Annotated in this window: 16 protein-coding genes; 10 read left to right on the top strand and 6 right to left on the bottom strand. The window is 63.3% G+C overall.

Going from position 1 to position 17,676, the window contains the following annotated elements; all coding sequences use genetic code 11:
• Window positions 1-15: 15 nt before the first annotated feature.
• The gene (locus HV823_RS22135; protein ID WP_176951868.1) at window positions 16-2,556 is read right to left on the bottom strand and encodes a methyl-accepting chemotaxis protein; all 2,541 of its coding nucleotides are present in this window, start codon (window positions 2,554-2,556) and stop codon (window positions 16-18) included.
• 366 nt (window positions 2,557-2,922) lie between these two features.
• On the opposite strand from HV823_RS22135, the gene mobA reads away from it, so the two are divergent.
• Both mobA and mobB read left to right on the top strand, forming a co-directional pair.
• Complete coding sequence (gene mobA, locus HV823_RS22130; RefSeq protein WP_176951867.1) at window positions 2,923-3,579, top strand: molybdenum cofactor guanylyltransferase MobA; 657 nt, start codon at window positions 2,923-2,925, stop codon at window positions 3,577-3,579.
• On the top strand, window positions 3,576-4,109 hold the full coding sequence (gene mobB / locus HV823_RS22125; protein ID WP_176951866.1) for a molybdopterin-guanine dinucleotide biosynthesis protein B: 534 nt from the start codon (window positions 3,576-3,578) through the stop codon (window positions 4,107-4,109). Before mobA ends, mobB begins: the two co-directional genes overlap by 4 nt.
• 52 nt (window positions 4,110-4,161) lie before the next feature.
• On the opposite strand, the gene HV823_RS22120 is transcribed toward mobB, so the two are convergent.
• Window positions 4,162-6,333 (bottom strand): OmpA family protein, encoded by a 2,172-nt coding sequence (locus tag HV823_RS22120; protein WP_246301875.1) that lies wholly within the window; start codon window positions 6,331-6,333, stop codon window positions 4,162-4,164.
• A 357-nt stretch (window positions 6,334-6,690) separates the two neighbouring features.
• Between HV823_RS22120 and HV823_RS22115 the strand changes: the two genes are divergently transcribed.
• The 4 genes from HV823_RS22115 to HV823_RS22100 all read left to right on the top strand — a co-directional run bounded on the left by HV823_RS22115 (window position 6,691) and on the right by HV823_RS22100 (window position 9,698).
• On the top strand, window positions 6,691-7,473 hold the full coding sequence (locus HV823_RS22115; RefSeq protein WP_176951865.1) for an ABC transporter substrate-binding protein: 783 nt from the start codon (window positions 6,691-6,693) through the stop codon (window positions 7,471-7,473).
• Between the two features lie 170 nt (window positions 7,474-7,643).
• A complete protein-coding gene (locus HV823_RS22110; protein ID WP_176951864.1) occupies window positions 7,644-8,447 on the top strand; it encodes an ABC transporter permease in 804 nt (267 codons plus the stop codon).
• Window positions 8,444-9,274: an ABC transporter permease gene (locus tag HV823_RS22105; protein WP_176951863.1), complete on the top strand. Its 831-nt coding sequence runs from the start codon at window positions 8,444-8,446 to the stop codon at window positions 9,272-9,274. Before HV823_RS22110 ends, HV823_RS22105 begins: the two co-directional genes overlap by 4 nt.
• Window positions 9,275-9,431: 157 nt before the next feature.
• Window positions 9,432-9,698, top strand: coding sequence for an usg protein (locus HV823_RS22100; RefSeq protein ID WP_176951862.1), 267 nt, complete (start codon window positions 9,432-9,434; stop codon window positions 9,696-9,698).
• A gap of 76 nt (window positions 9,699-9,774) precedes the next feature.
• On the opposite strand, the gene HV823_RS22095 is transcribed toward HV823_RS22100, so the two are convergent.
• Window positions 9,775-10,500, bottom strand: coding sequence for a DUF2270 domain-containing protein (locus HV823_RS22095; RefSeq protein WP_176951861.1), 726 nt, complete (start codon window positions 10,498-10,500; stop codon window positions 9,775-9,777).
• A 146-nt stretch (window positions 10,501-10,646) separates the two neighbouring features.
• Here HV823_RS22095 and HV823_RS22090 point away from each other — a divergent pair, with 146 nt between their 5' ends.
• The 4 genes from HV823_RS22090 (at window position 10,647) to HV823_RS22075 (ending at window position 15,388) form a co-directional block, all read left to right on the top strand.
• Window positions 10,647-11,468 carry a class I SAM-dependent DNA methyltransferase gene (locus tag HV823_RS22090; RefSeq protein WP_176951860.1) on the top strand — a complete coding sequence of 274 codons (822 nt, stop codon included), beginning with the start codon at window positions 10,647-10,649 and terminating at the stop codon, window positions 11,466-11,468.
• Between the two features lie 88 nt (window positions 11,469-11,556).
• Window positions 11,557-13,113, top strand: a complete 1,557-nt coding sequence (locus tag HV823_RS22085; RefSeq protein WP_176951859.1) for a hypothetical protein — start codon at window positions 11,557-11,559, stop codon at window positions 13,111-13,113.
• A 35-nt stretch (window positions 13,114-13,148) separates the two neighbouring features.
• Window positions 13,149-14,435, top strand: a complete 1,287-nt coding sequence (locus HV823_RS22080) for an MgtC/SapB family protein (RefSeq protein WP_176951858.1) — start codon at window positions 13,149-13,151, stop codon at window positions 14,433-14,435.
• A gap of 80 nt (window positions 14,436-14,515) precedes the next feature.
• A complete protein-coding gene (locus HV823_RS22075; protein WP_176951857.1) occupies window positions 14,516-15,388 on the top strand; it encodes an NAD(P)-dependent oxidoreductase in 873 nt (290 codons plus the stop codon).
• 82 nt (window positions 15,389-15,470) lie between these two features.
• Here the strand turns inward: HV823_RS22075 and HV823_RS22070 are convergent, their stop codons facing one another.
• The 3 genes from HV823_RS22070 to HV823_RS22060 form a co-directional block, all read right to left on the bottom strand.
• A complete protein-coding gene (locus HV823_RS22070; RefSeq protein WP_176951856.1) occupies window positions 15,471-16,394 on the bottom strand; it encodes a cation diffusion facilitator family transporter in 924 nt (307 codons plus the stop codon).
• 71 nt (window positions 16,395-16,465) lie between these two features.
• Window positions 16,466-16,954 carry an Lrp/AsnC family transcriptional regulator gene (locus HV823_RS22065; RefSeq protein WP_097138740.1) on the bottom strand — a complete coding sequence of 163 codons (489 nt, stop codon included), beginning with the start codon at window positions 16,952-16,954 and terminating at the stop codon, window positions 16,466-16,468.
• A 69-nt stretch (window positions 16,955-17,023) separates the two neighbouring features.
• Window positions 17,024-17,665 carry a uracil-DNA glycosylase family protein gene (locus HV823_RS22060; RefSeq protein ID WP_176951855.1) on the bottom strand — a complete coding sequence of 214 codons (642 nt, stop codon included), beginning with the start codon at window positions 17,663-17,665 and terminating at the stop codon, window positions 17,024-17,026.
• Window positions 17,666-17,676 lie beyond the last annotated feature (11 nt).

Here is a 17,676-nt window from a genome sequence, read left to right as displayed (position 1 = left end):
TGCACGCCGCTTGGTTCAGGCGGCGTAGTGATCCCGATAGCCCTCGCGCCTGCCATCGAAATCGCGCATCTTGAAGCGGTCGATCTTCTGGTTGAGCAGTTCCACGCGCCGGCGCAGCCCGTGAATTTCGGCCGTGTTTTCCTCCACCATGGTCGCATTCTGCTGGGTAATCAGTTCCACCTGATGCACTGCGGCATTCACCTCGTTCAGGCCTTCGTACTGTGCGGCCGCCGCCTGCTCGATATTTCCGACAAGCTGGTGGATCGTCGAGATGTGCTCGTTGATGACCGACAGTGCATTGCCGGTCTCTTCCACGAGCGACACGCCGTTTCGGACCTGCGCGGAGCTGTCCGAAATCAGCCCCTTGATCTCGCGCGCAGCTCCAGCGCAGCGCTGCGCCAGTTCACGCACTTCCTGGGCGACCACGGCAAATCCCCGCCCCGCCTCGCCGGCGCGCGCGGCTTCCACGCCCGCATTGAGCGCCAGAAGGTTGGTCTGGAAGGCGATCTCGTCGATGACACCGATGATCGTGCTGATCCTCTCGGAAGATGTGTTGATCTGCGCCATCGCCTCCACCGCCTTGGTCACGACCGCGCTGGAGCGGATCGCATAGTCGTGCGTCTCGTCCACGGAGAGCGCGGTGCGCTGGGCGCTTTCGGCCGTCGAGCGGACAATGTCGGTCAGTTGGCGAAGCGCACGGGAGCTTTCCTCCAGAGCTGCCGCCTGCTGCTCCGTCCGCCGCGCCAGGTCGTCGGCGGAAGTCGCGAGATTTCCGGCGCCGCCGTTGATCTCCAGGGTCGTCGCCCGGACATCGGCCAGCGTTGCCCGCAATGCTTCGACCGCATTGTTGTAGGTGCGGGCCATGGTCACGTATTCCGCAGCCAGCGTCTCGGTCATGCTTTCCTCCAGGTCGCCCTCGGCAAGCTTGCCGAGCACGTTGGAGAGGGCCGTGAGCGCTTCCATCTGCTCGGCCTCGATGCGCGCCTGCTCGGCGGCGCGCCGGGCCTGCTCCTGCGCCGTCTGCGCCCGCTGCGCCTCGGCCTCCTGCTCAAGCCGGACGTTCTCGACTGCGGCATCGCGGAACACGGCCACGGAGCGGACCATGTCGCCGATCTCGTCGCCGCGGTTGCGGCCTTCGATCGGCACGTTGAGATCGCCGCTGGCAAGGCGGGACATCACCTCGGTCACCCGCTTCAGCGGGCCGCGCAAGGTCTCGACCAGCATCAGGCCGCCGATGATCGCAAGCAACGTTCCCGCCACCATTGCGATGATGGAGACATCGGCCGAACGCTGGCTGTCGCGCTTGCCTGCCTCCTGGGCGCGGCTGACGAAGGCCTCCAATGTCTGGCTGGCGTCGGCGACGAGCGAACGGCCGAGGCTGCGCGCGTCGCGCCAGCGCTGGCCGACATCGATCAGAGCCTGTGACCCATCCTCGATCGCCGCAAGATGCGGCGCGATGCGCCCGGAAAGATCGCGCAGCGCCGCATTGCGGGCGCCAAGCTCGGAAAGCTGGGCAGCACTCGCCGCGACGGCCTGCACATCTGCAAGGATCAGATCCCGGCTCTCCTGGTCGAGCTTGCGGTGAAGCTCGCTGATGTGCAGTCGCGTCCGGTCGATATTGGTAAAGGTGTCGTTCATGATCGAAATCAGCGACTTGAGCAGGCCAATCTCTGCATCCATGGTCACAAACCGCTTTGCCGCGAGGTCCGAATTCTCCTGGGCCGCCTTTACGAAATCGGCATCGTACTTCGAAAGCTTGGAGAGTATGGGCGTGAAGGCCTGCTTCTTGGCTTCTGCGTCGTCCGCACTTGCCAGAACCTTCTGGATCGCTTCGATCTCCCGCTTCAGCAGCGCGAACTGCCCCAGCGCCTTGGGCGAGGCGATCTTTTCGGATTCGCCGACCTGCTTGATCAGCGCAGGCAGATAGGTCTGCGCGGCCTTGACCTTGTCTTCCGCCTTCATGGCAAGCGCAACGGGCTTGCGGAATTTGCCGACCCGCTCTGCGAGCCCCTGATATGCGGCCGCATCGAAAAGAAGCGTGCGGGCGAACTTTTCCTTCTCGTCGGATTCGCTGCGGATCACGCCGATCTGTTTTTCGGCGAACTGCCCCTGTTCGGCCAGCCCGGAAAGGGCTGACTCGAGATCGTTGGTGATCTTGTCCTGCTCCACCTTGATGGACCAGAGAAGGTCGGTCTCTTCGCGCATCTTCGGCGCAAGCGCAACGACCGAGGCGATCTTGTCCTTCACGGCCTGTTCCGGCAGCAGATCGTTGAGGGTCCCGATTCCGGCATTCTGATCGTCCACGCGCGCGCTCAGCGCGTCGCGATTTTCTTCCGTAGGCTCGTCGACGAAGTCTTGCAGCGCCGTCCTGAGCTTCTGGAAGTCCGACAGGCTGTTGATGGTCTCGCGCGTTACGGTCATGTGTCCGTTCAGCGTCCGGGCGGTAAAGAACCCGACGAGACCGATGCCGGCGATGAGGACCACCAGCGGAATGACGAAAAGCAGCACCTTGGTGACGATGCGGCGGCGCTGCAGCATGCGATCGATAATGGACATGGGTTCCCCGGATATTTTTCTTCTGTCCGATTGCATCCCCGTGAATGGCAGGATCGCCGGTCCTGCGGATAGGTCGCCGGCGCAAACTCGGGCGCAACAGCAGAAAAGAACAAGCGACGGTCGCTGCGAGAAAAATCGCGCGCACCGGCCATCCGTCGCATCATGCGAAGGTCTTTCGGGTGACGTAACGATAGGACGCGAACATTAACGAAATGCGAAGCGTGCATTGCAGCATCTTCCCATCTGCAGCAGCCCCCGCGGATCGGTCCCCGATCGCCGCGGCGGCCTGCATAGACAGCGGAAAGAGACAAGACTTGCTATAACTTCTGTCGCAGACTCATATGGATGGCCCGAGGCATTTGAGGAATGAAGGCATTACAGAGTTCGGCAGACAGCGGCACGGCATTTCCCGGTGTCGTGCTTGCGGGAGGCCGCTCCAGCCGCATGGGGCGCAACAAGGCGCTCCTGCCGTTCGGACCCGAATCGCTTGTCCTTCGCGCCACCCGCCGGCTGACGCCACAGGTTACCGCCGTCGCGATCAACGCCAACGACCGGCCGCCTGAACTGGAGGCGCTCGGCTTCTCCGTGTTCAGCGATCTGGACGACAGCCGCAGCGGGCCGCTCGCCGGCATCCTGGCATCGCTCCGTTATGCCGGCGTCGCCTCATGGTCCTCTTCGCATGTGGTGACCGTTGCGATCGACAGCCCGTTCTTTCCGACCGATCTCGTCGCCAGGCTTGCCGGTGCAATCGACCGCCCCGACCGCATCGCCGTCGCCGCCTCCAGCGGCGGCCTGCATCCGGTCTTTGGGCTCTGGCCGCTTGCGCTTGCCGACGACCTGGAACACTGGCTGAGCAGTGGGCGCAGCCTCCGGCTGCGCGACTGGCTCGCCCGCCATGGGGCTACCGAGGTGCATTTTGCCGACCACGAGACCGGGCTTGGCCGGCTCGATCCGTTCTTCAACGTCAACACGCCGGCCGATCTGGTCGCCGCGCAGCACTGGCTGGGAGCACTCGACCCATGACGGCAACACGTCCCCGGATTTTCGGCATCGCGGGCTGGAAGAACTCCGGCAAGACAGGGCTTGCCGTGCGCCTTGTCGAGACGCTCGTCTCGCGCGGCTACCGTGTGTCGACCATCAAGCATGCGCATCACGACTTCGATATCGACAAGGTCGGCGCCGACAGCTACCGCCACCGCCAGGCGGGCGCGCATGAAGTGACCATCGTATCCGGCACCCGCTTTGCCATCATGCACGAGTTGCGTGGCGAGCCTGAACCGAGCTTCGAGGATATCCTCGCCCGGATCGCTCCCTGCGACCTGGTGCTGATCGAGGGCTACAAGCGCGAGCCGATCCCCAAGATCGAGGCGCGGCGGCTGGAGGCTGCCAACCGGACGCCGCTGGCGCCGCAAGATCCCCACATTGTGGCGATCGCCGCCGACCATCGCGTCGAAGACAGCGCTCTGCCCGTCTTCGATCTCGACGATACGGACGCGATCGCTGACTTCGTCATTCGCACCGTGGGGCTGGATGCGGCCAAAAGCCGGACATAGAACGGCCGCCGGATCGCTCCGGCGGCCGCGAGGTCATTTCGTGGTGCCATGCCTATTCGGCTGATGCGACCGGCTTCACCAGCGGGGTAACCCGGCGGATGGTGACGCGGCGATTGAGCTGTTCCGGCCCGTCCGTCGTCACCTTCAGATAGCGCTCGCCATAACCCTGCGTCGACAGGTTCTCCGGCGGAATGTCGTAGACGTCGGTCAGAACGTTTGCCACCGATTCCGCCCGCTCGTCGGAAAGGATCAGGTTCGATTCGTCCGAGCCGACCGCGTCGGTGTGACCTTCGATCAGGAAGGTCTCGCTTGGATCCTGATCAAGCAGGTCGTTGATCGCATCGGCGACGCGGCGCAGCGTCGAGGCCTGCTCCATCGATATGTCGGCGCTTCCGGTCGCAAACGTGATCGTGTCGAGATCGATGCGGCGGACCTTGTCGCGGATACGCGCCGAATACTTCACTTCGTCCAGCGTGTAGACGCGTTCAACCGGTTCCACCGGCGGCAGATCGAGGAACGCGCGGTAGTCACGGTCATAGTCGGACGACGTGTCGATGATGTACTCATCGACCGGAATTCCAAGCCGCATCGGCGGCAGGTCGAGACCGGGATCGTAGAACGGGCGGTCATCCACATAGTCGACCTCCGGCACGTAGTAGAGCACATATTCGCGATCGCCGACGAAGCGCGAGCGCTGGATGACGGTGCCGTACTCGTTGCGGATCGTTACCACCCGGACGCCACCGGGACGCTCGATCGTCTCGCGGACGCGTCCGCCGCGCAGGGTCTCGTAATAGGTGTCGCCCCCCCGGCGCGACAGGCGGTCGCTGTCGTAGTGGCGCACGAAGGTGCGGTTGTCGATGTTGTAGATGACGCGATTGTCCTCGCGCCGGCCGATGCGCACGTTGTCCGGATCGCGATAGTTCGGCCTGCGGTCGCGCCGCTCGCCACGCTCGCGGTCGATCGCTTCCCGACGCTCGTAGCTGCGGCGGTTGCCGTCTCGGTCGACCTGGGCGTCGGCATCGGATCGGGGCACGCGCACGTTGACATTGCGGCGCTCTTCCTGGCGCTTCCTGCGGCTTTCCTCTCGGGACTCGCGCGATCCGGCGCGGCGGTCGGCGTCCTTGTCGCTGTCGAGAACGGCCGCGCCGCCCACGACGGGAAGGTCGATCGTCTCGGTCGTGCGCGACGGGTCGCGGGCAATGCGCTCGCGTTCGGGATCACGTTCGCGGCGCGGGCGCTCGCGGTTGTCTTCCGACGTGCGGCGATCGCGGTCCGCCTCGGCCTTCTTGCGGCGCTCCTCGCGCGCCTTTTCACGGTCCGACTGCTCGCGATCGGCCTGGTTTCGGTCCTGCGCACCGCGATTCTGGCCGGCATCCTTCCGGTCGCCCTGCTGCTCGGCCTGGTTGCGATCACGGTTGGGCCGGCCCTGCTCTTCGTTGCCGCCCTGCTGGGCTTCGCGCTGCTTGCGACGCTCTTCGCGCGCCTTCTCGCGATCGGACTGCTGTTCCTTCTGCGCCGGCCGGTTCTGGCCGTCGCCCTGCTGCTCAGCCTGGTTGCGATCGCGGTTGGGCTTGCCCTGCTCTTCGTTGGCACCGCCCTGCTGGGCTTCGCGCTGCTTGCGGCGCTCTTCCCGCGCCTTCTCGCGATCGGACTGCTGCTCCTTCTGCGCCGGCCGGTTCTGGCCGTCGCCCTGCTGTTCGGCCGGCTTGCGCTCGCGGTTGGGCTTGCCCTGCTCTTCGTTGCCGCCCTGCTGGGCCTCGCGCTGCTTTCGACGCTCTTCGCGCGCCTTCTCGCGATCGGACTGCTGCTCCTTCTGCGCCGGCCGGTTCTGGCCGTCGCCCTGCTGTCCGGCCTGCTTGCGCTCGCGGTTGGGCTTGCCCTGCTCTTCGTTGCCGCCGCCCTGTTGGGCTTCACGCTGCTTGCGGCGCTCCTCGCGGGCCTTCTCGCGGTCGGACTTCTGTTCGCCGTCCTGCGCCTGCTCGCGGTTCTTCTTGCGCTCCTGCTGCTGACCGCCCTGCTGTTCCTGTTGCTGACGCTGCTGGCGGCGCAGCTTGCGCTGCTCCTCTTCGGAAAGATCGCCGTCATTCGACTGGACGAGAATCACCCCCTGCTCGTTTCCAACCGTCTGCATGGCGCGATACGGAGCCGCATAGGCAGGCTGCAACAGCATCGACGCAATCGGCAGTGCGACCGTAGCAAGCAGTTTCGTTCGATTACCCATAATGTCTTCCTTGTCTCCGATGATCCCATCGTGGCGAGCGGTGAGTCAGTGATTCCGGGCGATTTTGTGTTTCAACCGCAGGATCCGATTCGTCATGTCGAGCCTATCCACACCGGCTGAACTGCCGATGAACGTTGCGTTGCCTCCACATTCATGCAGGCCCGGAATGAACGTCGCTCGCGTCCAACGGTTCCGAAATCCACAAGGCTGCGACGGCGCTTCATTTGTCATACGATTAGCCGTTGATTTTTGCTCAATAAGCAGTCGATTATCTGCCCAATCGGACCACACCGGCGTCCGTACGCATACCGGCGAAAATGAAAACAAACCCGCCGGATCAAAAAAGAGAGGATCGAAATGCGCATTTCAAAACGTCTCACCATGGCCGCGTCGGCCGCCGTCTTCACGCTGATGGCAGGGGCTGCGATGGCCGATGGTGAAAAGATCATCATCGGAACCGAAGGCGCCTACCCGCCCTTCAATAATCTTGAAGCGGACGGCACGCTGACCGGCTTCGACATCGACATTGCCAAGGCGCTTTGCGAAGAGATGAAGGCCGAGTGCACCTTCGTCACCCAGGACTGGGACGGCATCATTCCGGCCCTCGAAGCCAAGAAATTCGACGCCATCATCGCTTCGATGTCGATCACCGAAGAGCGCAAGCAGAAGGTCGACTTCTCCGCTAAGTACTATAACACGCCGCCGGCGATCGTGGTCCCGAAGGACTCCGACATCACCGCCGCGACCCCGGAAGCGCTTGCCGGAAAGATGCTCGGCGCGCAGTCCTCGACCACCCATTCCAACTATGCCGAAGCGCACATGAAGGGTGCAGAGCTCAAGCTCTATCCGACGGCCGACGAGTACAAGCTCGACATCGCGAACGGCCGCATCGACGCCGTCATCGACGACGTGGTCGTGCTTTCCGAATGGCTGAAGAGCGATGACGGCGCATGCTGCAAGCTGCTCGGCACGCTGCCGGTCGATCCGGTCATCAACGGCGACGGCGCCGGCATTGCCGTGCGCAAGGGCGAGACCGATCTTGCCGACAAGTTCACCAAGGCGATCGCCGGGATCCGCGCCAGCGGCAAGTACCAGGAAATCAACGCCAAGTACTTCCCCTTCGACGTCTACGGCGAGTGATCTGGCCGCCCGGCCATGCCGGGTTTTTGTGGCCCGGTAAGGGCCTATAGCGCATTCTGTGGACGGGAGGGCTTGCCCTCCCGTCTTTTTTGTTTGAGAACAGCCTGAAATGAAAGGCGTTCACAAGCGCCTTAACGACGAGCGCAAAGCGCCGTGGGGGTTCTTTTGGCATGAGCGGGTTCTTTTCCGCCATAGCGGAGGCGGTCTCCGCATTTTTAGGTTTCATCGATCCCCTGTGCGGTCCCGCCGGCGTGTTTCGCTGGTTCGCAGAGGGCACCCTGCTGGCTTGCGGCGACACCGGCTGGGGCGATGAGATCGCGGTCGGCTTTCTCGTCACCGCCAGCCTTGCCGTCGCCACGCTGCCGGTCGGCCTTCTGATCGGTTTCTTCATCGCGCTGGCGAAGCAATCCGAAGAACGCTCGCTGCGGATGGCTGCCGACATCTACACCACCATCTTTCGCGGCCTGCCGGAACTCCTGACGCTGTTCATCGTCTACTACGGCCTTCAGATCCTCGTGCAGAACCTGCTGTCCGCGCTGGGATATCAGGGCGCGATCGAAATCAATGCCTTCTTCGCCGGCATGATCGCGCTGGGCGTCGTCTTTTCCGCCTATTGCTCGGAAGTGCTGCTGTCCGCCTTCAAGGCGATACCGCGCGGCCAATACGAGGCCGGCTACGCGCTCGGCCTGCATCATGGCCGCACGATGCGCCTCGTCATCCTGCCGCAACTCGTCCGCATCGCTCTTCCCGGCCTCGGCAATCTGTGGATGGCGCTCCTGAAAGATACGGCACTCGTCTCCGTCGTCGGCCTCTCCGACATCCTGCGGCAGACCGGTATCGCCGCGCGCGTCACCAAGGAGGCCTTCCTGTTCTACGGCATTGCCTGCGCGCTGTTCCTCGTTCTTGCTTTCCTGTCGTCACTGGCTTTTTCAGCCATTGAAAGCCGCGTGAAGCGTTCGGAGGTGCGCCGATGAGCGTCGTCACCAACCTCATCCCGCCGCAGGCCCCGCCGCCTGCTCCGGCACAGCCCTATACGCTTTCCCGCTTTTTCGGCAGCGTCGCCCTTGGCATCTGGCTTGCGCTGGCCGTTGGCATCTTCCTGACGGTCGTGGACGGCTGGGATCCGGACAAGTTCGCCAAATACGGGCCGAGCTACCTGTCCGGACTCGGCGTGACGCTTCTGCTGGTGTCGCTGTCGGTGACGCTCGGGGCGATCGTTTCGCTGCCGATCGCCTTTGCCCGGATGTCGAACAACAAGGTCCTGTCCTGGCTGGCCTACGGCTATGTCTATTTCTTTCGCGGCACGCCACTGCTGACGCAGCTCTTTCTCGTCTATTACGGGCTCGGCAGCTTCTCGGCCGAACTGAAGGCGCTCGGGCTCTGGGGTTTCTTCCGCGACGCCTGGAACTGCGCGCTGCTGACGTTCACGCTCAATACCGCCGCCTATCAGGCGGAAATCCTGCGCGGCGCCATCGAAAGCGTACCGCGCGGCCAGCACGAGGGCGCCGCCTCCCTCGGGCTGCCCAAGCGGGTGACCTTCTTCAGGGTCATTCTTCCACAGGCGCTTATCGTCGCGCTTCGCCCCTACGGCAACGAAATCATCCTCATGATCAAGGGCTCCGCCATCGTCGCGATCGTCACCGTCTTCGACCTGATGGGCGAGACGCGGCGCGCCTTCTCGCGCACCTTCGACTATCAGACCTATCTGTGGGCAGCACTTCTCTACCTGATGATCGTCGAAATCATCCGCAACCTGTGGGCCTGGCTTGAAGCCCGCCTGACGCGTCATCTCAAGCGTTGAGGCGCAAAGTGAGGTCTTGGCAGCACTCGCGCCGATATGCTGCCAAGGCATTGTTTTCCAAGAAATATTTGTTTTCATCGATGATAATCAGCAATTGATTAACCGATGTGACGGCTCAATCATAAGGACCATCATTCGCGATGAAATGAGGTCCTGAATGACACCTGAACTGGAAATGCAGCTCAAGGGATACGGCCTGACGACGGCGCAGATCCTCTACCGCATGCCCGACCATCCTTCCCTGCTTCAGACCTACGTATGGCAGCACTACGATCTGGCGCCGGACTTCCCGGAAATGCGGCAATTCCTGAAATTTTGGCAGGAGGAACTGGACGGACCGCTTCATTCGGTGCGCTACGTCCATCGCAGGCTGATATCGGCGACGGAATGGCGGGCCCTTAAGGGCGAGCTCATCATACATTGACCGGTGAGGCACGGGCGCCGGTCCGCGGGGACGATGGGCAGGGCTGGCAGCGCTCGCCGCCCATCTCTTCGGACCGTCAGACATGCGCCTCGCCGCGCACCCGTTCACTCTCCTCGCGGTCCTGATGCAGCACGCCGATCAGAATGAGGCCATAGAGGCACGCCACCAGCACCAGGACCGCGCCGCCGGGAACGGGGCCGAGCGCGGCGTTCTTCAGCACCTGATTGAACGACAGGGCGACGTCGAAGGTGCCGGTTCCATCCGTCATCATCGAAGAGGATATCTTGAGCACCCAGGCCAGAAGCAGGATCAGATACATCCACGAATAGTTCCGCCTGAGCCTCCGGCACATGGCATTGCGATAGCTGATGAGAAAATGCGGCTTGCGCAGGCTGCTGGCGATCGAGGCGGCCCAGTCGGGCGCCAGATCGCCGCGCGGATGCAGGAACTCGGCGAAATACCGCTTCTCGATCTGGCGCACCCGCGTGCGGTAGAGGTCGAAGAATCGATAGCGCCGGGCCTCGATCAGAAGCAGCAGCGAGACCAGCAGCATAGCAAACAGGAGAACGCCATGGTGGGAGCTCGGCGTGGATAGCGAGACCGACAGCAGCGCCGCCACAACCGTAATCGCCCAGTTCGTCGTCCGGTCGATCCTGTCGCGCCAGCCCGCCATCCGCGCGATCTCGCCGCGATAGTAGTGCACCATCAGGTTGATCGTCTCGATGGACGTGCCAGGCAGTGCGGGAGACCGCGCCAGCTCCGTCTCTGTCTGCGTCGAGAACGCCGCAACCTCGCCAGGCATCTTCACCTCCCATATTCCTATTTGTGTTGAAGGGAATGATGCCCCTCTTTGTTCCGATTGTGAAATGTCAATTTCGGCTTACGCCGTGAAGGCGCACCGCCGACACGCACATTGCCAAACGGCTTCGCCGGCCCTATGAGACAGCCATGAAAAAGATCGACGAAGAAGCGCTTGCGGAAGCCTATAACCGCGCCCTTGCCCTGGAAAAGTCCGGCGATTTCGATGCGGCGGCGGCGGCCTATGCGCAGGTGCTGGCGCTCGATCCGGAAGATCACGGCGGGGCTGCCGTCCGCCTCGCTTCGATGGGACGCGGCGATACGCCGGAGAAGGCGTCGGACGCCTATGTGGCGACGTTGTTCGACCAGCACGCGGAAGTCTTCGAGGATGTGCTCGTCGAACAGCTCGGCTATGCCGTGCCGGTCCTGGTGAGGCAGCGGCTGCAGGCGCTGGAGCTCGGCCCGTTCAAGCGGATGCTCGATCTCGGCTGCGGCACCGGCTTGACCGGCGGCGCCCTGCGCGACATGTGCGACGACATCACCGGCGTCGACCTGTCGGAAAACATGGTCGAAGTCGCCCATGAAAAGGATCTCTACGAAACGCTCTATGTCTCAGAGGCCGTGGACTTCCTCGACGACAACGATGACGAGCCGTTCGACCTGATCACCGCAACCGACGTGCTGCCCTATCTCGGCGCGCTGGAGCCGCTGTTCTTCGGTGCTGCGGACAATCTCGTCCCCGGCGGCCTCTTCATCTTCTCCTCGGAGACCCTGCCGGATGATAGCTTTGCCGGCCGGGGCTTCATGGTCGGCCCGCACCAGCGCTTCGCCCACGCCGAGCGCTACGTCCGCGAGCGCCTCGACGCCACCGGCTTCGGTCTCGTCGAGATCTCCGACATCACCGTCCGGATGGAAGAAGGCGAACCCATCGCCGGCCATCTGTTGATCGCCCGCTACCGCGGAGAGCAGTAAAGCAACCCTTGATTGCGTCCGGTTTCTGGAACGGACGCAGGAAACCTCCTAGAGTTGCGCCTGTATCTCGCTAGCGGGGGCGACGCAGATGGAAGGCGCGGGGGCTGCATCCGACATTGCGACCTATGGATATATTCTGGGGCCACTGCTTTACGCATGGGATCATATCAACGGCTGGGCGCTGCTGATCGCAATCCTGACGCCGGCGCTGATCATTTTCAGCCGGCAGGAAATCCGGGTGAAACGGGTTCGGCAGATCTACGACTTCGAACACACGTTCGGCCACATTCTCGAATCGGGACAAGACAGGCGGATCAATCCCTCATTCGAGTTTGTGCGCAGCAAGTATCTCTCAGACGTCGATATCGAGAACGGATGGGATCCGCGCTCGCCTCTGCCTGTCGGCGTTCCGCTGACCGACCTGCTCAACCGAATCCGCCGGCAGGGGCTCCGGCGGGATCTTGGCCTGTTCGTTTCGGCAACCGGCCTGATGCTGATCGTCTATGTCGGTTTCGACGCATTGATGGCAGCGGTGCGCTGCGGTCTCGATAATGCGACCTGCGCCTGCGCAACCACGGCATTCACAGCCTGCCCCGCCGCCGTCGCCGCCGTGCCGGACGACGGGCGGAGGCTGAGTTTCGACAATCTGATCGTCATCGGGGCACTGGCCTTTGCGGGCGCCTATGTCGGCGCCGTTCGCAACTTCCTGCGCAATCTGTCGGTCTACGATCTCGGCTCCTTCACCTTCATCAAGTACAGCTGCGAAATCCTGGCCGCCAGCGTCTTTGCCATGATAGCCTTCGCCGCCCTTCCCGATCCCTTCTGGCTGTTGGCCCCGCTCAACAGCGATGCGACGGCACCTGAACATACCGGGCAGATCTCCGGTGTCTGGATCGCTCTGGCTCCCATTCTCGGCCTCACACCGCGCTCGGCAACACAGTTCGTCTACACCAAGACGCGAAATCTGATCAGCTGGTTCAAATCAGAGGACGACCGATTCGAGAAGGTGACGCGTATCACCCCGATGGACGTGATCGACGGTATCGACTTTGCGACGCGTTTCCGGCTCGAGGATTGCGGCATCTACGATGTTCAGAACCTTGCAGCGGCAAATCCGATCATGCTGCACATCGAGTCTCCCTATGGCATCTACCAGTGCATCGACTGGGTCGCACAGGCGCAGCTCTGCCACATCCTCGGCATCGAAAAATTCCTGATGATGCGCGAGCTCAACATCCGCACTATCTTCGACCTCGAACGAGCGATCGACAGCAAAGGCGAGCCTGATGAAGTGGACACGCTCTATGCGGGGATCCTCTTTGCCGCGACGAACAACCTGCGTACCGTGGCGGAAATCGGCAATAGTCATCCGATGATCATCGAAGATGGGAAGATCAGCCCCGCGTCCATCGACGAATTCTGCATCTGGGCGCGCAAGGTCATCGGGACCAGTCCCGAGCAGACCACGAAATGCATCGAGCATGTCATGCGCTGGATCGGCGACGATCTCCATGTCCGCCGCCTGCGGCTGATCTGGAACGACATCTCCGATTCTCTCGGCCCGAGGGCCGTCCGTCTCATGGACGCCAAGCCCGAAGACACGCCTCAGAACGACGGGCAGACGCAACCAGGCGATCCTCAATAGCTTGCTCCGGCTGCCGTCGCGGATATGCTGGCGAAATGGACACTGTCGAAGCCTTTCAGCGCCTTGGGGTGGCGCTCGCGATCGGGCTGCTCATCGGTATCGAGCGGGGTTGGCAGGAGCGTGAGGTCCGCTCCGGCGGGCGAACCGCCGGCGTACGCACGTTTACGCTGATCGGGCTGCTCGGCGGCCTTGCAGGCTATCTTCGGCCGTCGATGGGAACGATGTTCGCAATATCGCTGCTTGTCCTCGTCGGCGCGATCTACACGCTCCTCAAGTGGCGGGAAGCAAACGAGGACGGCGACTACAGCATCACCGGCCACGTCGCGGCACTCGTCGTCTTCGCGCTCGGCGCGCTCGCTGTCACAGGCGACCAGGCAGTCGCAGCCGCCGGCGGCGTGGCGGCGGCGGCGATGCTGGCAGCCCGCACACGGCTGCACGGCTTCCTGCGGCGGCTCACCTGGTTGGAGTTGCGATCCGCGCTGGTCCTTCTGGCCATGACGCTGATCGCCCTGCCGCTTCTGCCCGACCGAACCGTCGATCCGTGGGACGCGCTGAACCCGCACAGCCTGTGGCTGATGACGGTCATGATCGCGGCCCTCTCCTATGCTGGCTATGTCGCCGTGCGCGTGGCGGGACCCCATCGCGGCATCCTCTTTGCGGGCGCTGCCGGCGGTCTCGTCTCCTCGACCGCGCTGACCCTCTCCTTCGCCAATTTCTCAAAGGAGACCCCGGAGAACGGGGGCCAACTCGCTGCCGGCGCCATGATCGCCGGGAGCCTTTCCCTCGGCCGCGTCCTCGTCATCACGGCACTGCTTGCCCCGAACCTTGCCGCCGCGCTCGCCGTTTCGCTCATGCCGGCGCTGCTGGCCATGCTCGCGACCGCCTTCTGGTCGATCCGGCACGCGTCGAACCATGCACAAGCGCCGGCGCTGAAGCTGAAGAACCCGTTCGAGCTTCGCGTCGTCCTGCAGTTCGGCGCGCTGCTCGGCCTGATCATCTGGCTGTCCAAACTGATCATCGACTATGCGGGGCCTGCGATGTTTTACGTCGTCGCCGCCGTCTCGGGCCTGATGGACGTCGATGCGATCACCCTTTCCACGGCCAGAATGACCGCCAGCGGCCTCGCGCCTGCCACAGCACTGGACGCCATCCTGATCGCCGCCTGCGTCAACATGTTGACAAAAGTGGCGCTTGCCGGATCAATCGAGGGCAGGGGAACCTTTGCCGTCCGGCTCGGCCTTGCCACGCTCGCCAGCATCGGCGCAGGCCTCGCCGGCTATTTGCTGCTCCCGCAAAACCTTATTGCCGGGACGGGTCCGTAGTCCGGCGAAGGTCCATCGCACCCTTTTCCTGACGCGTCGTATCCGGTACACCTCGGCTACGTTCAGAGGAGAACTCAAGCATGGCAAACGTCGCTTTCATCGGTCTTGGGGTCATGGGCTACCCCATGGCCGGCCACCTCAAGGTCAAGGGCGGACACACGGTCACTGTGTTTAACCGGACATCCGCCAAGGCGGAGAAATGGGCGACGCAATATGGCGGCACGGCAGCGCCCACACCGGCCGAGGCCGCCCGCGACGCCGACTTCGTCTTCGTCTGCGTCGGCAATGACGACGATCTCAGGCAGGTGACGACCGGCAAGGACGGCGCCCTGCAGGGCATGAAGGCCGGCGCGATCCTGATCGACAACACCACCGCTTCGGCGGAAGTGGCGCGCGAACTCTACGAGGCGGCCAAGGCACGCGGCTGCGCCTTCATCGACGCCCCGGTTTCCGGCGGCCAGGCCGGCGCGGAGAACGGCGCGCTCACCGTCATGTGCGGCGGCGACGAGGCGGATTTCGAGAAGGCCCGGCCGGTCATCGAGGCTTATGCGCGCATGGTCGGGCTGATGGGAGCCGCCGGCGCCGGGCAACTGACCAAGATGATCAACCAGATCTGCATTGCCGGCCTCGTCCAGGGCCTGGCCGAAGGCATTCATTTCGGCAAGCGCGCCGGTCTCGACATCGAAAAGGTGGTGGAGGTCATCTCCAAGGGGGCCGCCGGTTCCTGGCAGATGGAGAACCGTCACAAGACGATGAACGAGGGACGCTACGACTTCGGCTTCGCCGTCGACTGGATGCGCAAGGATCTCGGGATCGTTCTGGCCGAAGCCCGGCGCAACGGCGCCAAGCTGCCGGTGACAGCGGTCGTCGATCAGTTCTATGGCGACGTGCAGGATATGGGCGGCAATCGCTGGGACACTTCATCCTTGCTCGCACGACTGGAACGGAAGTAGCCACTACCTGCTGACGTCCACCCGGATTCCGGGTCGCCTTCGCGCGATCCGGGCCGACGGCAATGAGGCTTGCGTCCTCGGCCTATTCCGCCCATTCCGGATCGGCGGTAAAGGCGATGGTCAGCCAGCGATTGTCAATGTCGCCGCCGACCGCCTCGCCCACCTCGTCGCGGATCGCGTCCCAGTCCTCGATCCGCTTCGCCGCCATGCCGCGCGGGACGATGAAGTAGAGTTCGATCTGACGGGCACGGCCCACGCGCGCGACATAGGAGCGATGGGACAGGAAACCGTGCCTCGCCACCGTTTCCACCCCAATACGATCGACCATCTCCTGCAGGTCGGACGGCGCCAGCAGGAGCACGTCCGCCATCGCCTGCCGCACCGTGCCGACCGGCATGGGTATGATCACGAGGCAGACCAGAGCCAGCACGGCGGGATCCACGTACGGCGCGATCCAGTCATGCGCCGTCCCCTGCACCGCGTAGCCGATCAGGAACGCGATGAGCAGCGCCACGGTGATGCTGCCCGACATCAGCCAAGCCTTCACGTCGAGGGCGACGAAATCGGAACGCAGGCTGCGGTTCGCCCGCCAGCCATAGACGGCCATGCCGAAGCAGGCGACCAGCGTCACGCACGCATAGACGATCGCCAGCCCGAACTCCAGTTCGCGCCCACCGTTCAGTATGCTCGCGATCGCATTGATGAAGGCATAGATGGAAACGGCGATCAGAAGCACGCCGTTCAGGCCGAGCACCATCGGCTCAAGGTGCCAGAAGCCCATCGTGAAGCGGCGCGCGAACCGCCCCTTCGGAGCACCCTGAACAGACCGGACGATGAGCACCGACACCCACAGGGCCAGCACGGTCATGCCGGCGTCGGCAAGCGCATAGATGCCATCAAAGACGATGGAAAAAGAGCCGGACAACAGACCGAAAACGATACCGAAGGCTGCGACCGCGACGGTCGCCGCGATCGACATGCGCAGCACGCCCTGCTCCGTTCGCATCGTCCCTCCGTCGTCACGCCGCAGTTCGGCGGCGGCGTACCGCCGCAGCCACGCCTCAAAAGCGCATTGTCTCAGTCTTCAGCGGATTTCTGATTGTCGACCGCCATGTAGTCGAGCGGCAGTTCGGTCGTGTACTTGATCTGCTCCATCGCGAAGCTCGACGAAACGTCGCGGATCTCGATGCGCGCGATGAGACGCTTGTAGAACGCGTCATAGGCGGCGATGTCCGGAACGACCACGCGCAGGAGATAATCGACGTCGCCGCTCATGCGGTAGAATTCGACCACCTCGGGAAACTCCACCACCACTTCGGAGAAGCGCTTAAGCCACTCCGTCGAATGCGAGCTCGTACGGATGGAAACGAATACCGTCACCTTGGTGTTGACCTTGACGGGGTCGAGCAGCGCGACCCGGCGACGGATGACGCCATCCTCTTCCATCTTCTGGATACGCCGCCAGCAGGGTGTGGTGGACAATCCGACCTTCTTGGCAAGATCGGCCACCGCCAGCGTGGAATCCTCCTGCAGCAGGCGCAAGATCTTGCGGTCGAGACGGTCCATGAATTGCATTCCTCTTTGAAACGAATTTTCTATTTGAACCACTCTCGTGGCAAAAGAAAGAACAAGATTTCAGCCTGCAAGTGTTTTCACACGCTTTTGCAGTTCGGGAAGCAATTCCTCGGCGAACCAGGAATTGCGCTTGAGCCAGGCCGTGTTGCGCCAGCTCGGATGCGGCAGCGGCAGGATCGCCGGCTGCTCGTTGCGCCCCAGATGGCGTCGCCAGTCCATGACCGTCTCGGTCATCGTCCTTCCCCGCGCAGGGCCTAGATGCCACGCCTGCGCATACTGGCCGATTGCCAGCACAAGCTCGACCTGCGGCATCGCCGCCATTACCCGCTCGCGCCAATGCGGCGCGCATTCGCGCCGCGGCGGCAGATCGCTGCCCTTGGCGTCATAACCGGGAAAGCAGAACCCCATCGGAACGATCGCAAACCGGTCCGCATCGTAGAATTCCTGGCGGCCGACCTGCAGCCAGTCTCGCAACCGGTCACCGGACGCATCGTTGAACGGCAGGCCGGTTTCATGAACCCGCAATCCCGGCGCCTGCCCCGCGATCAGTATCCGAGCCTTGCCGGAAATCACCGCAACCGGACGTGGTTCGTGCGGCAGGCGGAACTGCGGGCCGCCCCTGGGCGCGTCGCGACAGAGCCGGCATCTGGCGATCGCTGCGCCTAGCTCCTCGACGCCCGGCGCGACGGCGGCATCGGTCATCGCCGCGCGCG

The organism is Mycoplana rhizolycopersici, assembly GCF_013378445.1.
Taxonomy (GTDB): Bacteria; Pseudomonadota; Alphaproteobacteria; order Rhizobiales; family Rhizobiaceae; genus Mycoplana; species Mycoplana rhizolycopersici.
The sequence above is the reverse complement of the archived record's forward strand: the minus strand, read 5'-3'. Positions and strand labels throughout refer to the sequence as shown.

Bases quoted from the DNA above. Each gene is read 5' to 3' on its own strand.
- HV823_RS22090 (WP_176951860.1), top strand. From the start codon at position 10,647: ATGAAAAAGATCGACGAAGAAGCGCTTGCGGAAGCCTATAACCGCGCC.
- HV823_RS22115 (WP_176951865.1), top strand. From the start codon at position 6,691: ATGCGCATTTCAAAACGTCTCACCATGGCCGCGTCGGCCGCCGTCTTC.
- mobA (WP_176951867.1), top strand. From the start codon at position 2,923: ATGAAGGCATTACAGAGTTCGGCAGACAGCGGCACGGCATTTCCCGGT.
- HV823_RS22120 (WP_246301875.1), bottom strand. From the start codon at position 6,333: ATGGGTAATCGAACGAAACTGCTTGCTACGGTCGCACTGCCGATTGCG.
- HV823_RS22135 (WP_176951868.1), bottom strand. From the start codon at position 2,556: ATGTCCATTATCGATCGCATGCTGCAGCGCCGCCGCATCGTCACCAAG.
- HV823_RS22070 (WP_176951856.1), bottom strand. From the start codon at position 16,394: ATGCGAACGGAGCAGGGCGTGCTGCGCATGTCGATCGCGGCGACCGTC.
- HV823_RS22060 (WP_176951855.1), bottom strand. From the start codon at position 17,665: ATGACCGATGCCGCCGTCGCGCCGGGCGTCGAGGAGCTAGGCGCAGCG.
- HV823_RS22075 (WP_176951857.1), top strand. From the start codon at position 14,516: ATGGCAAACGTCGCTTTCATCGGTCTTGGGGTCATGGGCTACCCCATG.
- HV823_RS22080 (WP_176951858.1), top strand. From the start codon at position 13,149: ATGGACACTGTCGAAGCCTTTCAGCGCCTTGGGGTGGCGCTCGCGATC.
- HV823_RS22085 (WP_176951859.1), top strand. From the start codon at position 11,557: ATGGAAGGCGCGGGGGCTGCATCCGACATTGCGACCTATGGATATATT.
- HV823_RS22065 (WP_097138740.1), bottom strand. From the start codon at position 16,954: ATGGACCGTCTCGACCGCAAGATCTTGCGCCTGCTGCAGGAGGATTCC.
- HV823_RS22105 (WP_176951863.1), top strand. From the start codon at position 8,444: ATGAGCGTCGTCACCAACCTCATCCCGCCGCAGGCCCCGCCGCCTGCT.
- mobB (WP_176951866.1), top strand. From the start codon at position 3,576: ATGACGGCAACACGTCCCCGGATTTTCGGCATCGCGGGCTGGAAGAAC.
- HV823_RS22100 (WP_176951862.1), top strand. From the start codon at position 9,432: ATGACACCTGAACTGGAAATGCAGCTCAAGGGATACGGCCTGACGACG.
- HV823_RS22110 (WP_176951864.1), top strand. From the start codon at position 7,644: ATGAGCGGGTTCTTTTCCGCCATAGCGGAGGCGGTCTCCGCATTTTTA.
- HV823_RS22095 (WP_176951861.1), bottom strand. From the start codon at position 10,500: ATGCCTGGCGAGGTTGCGGCGTTCTCGACGCAGACAGAGACGGAGCTG.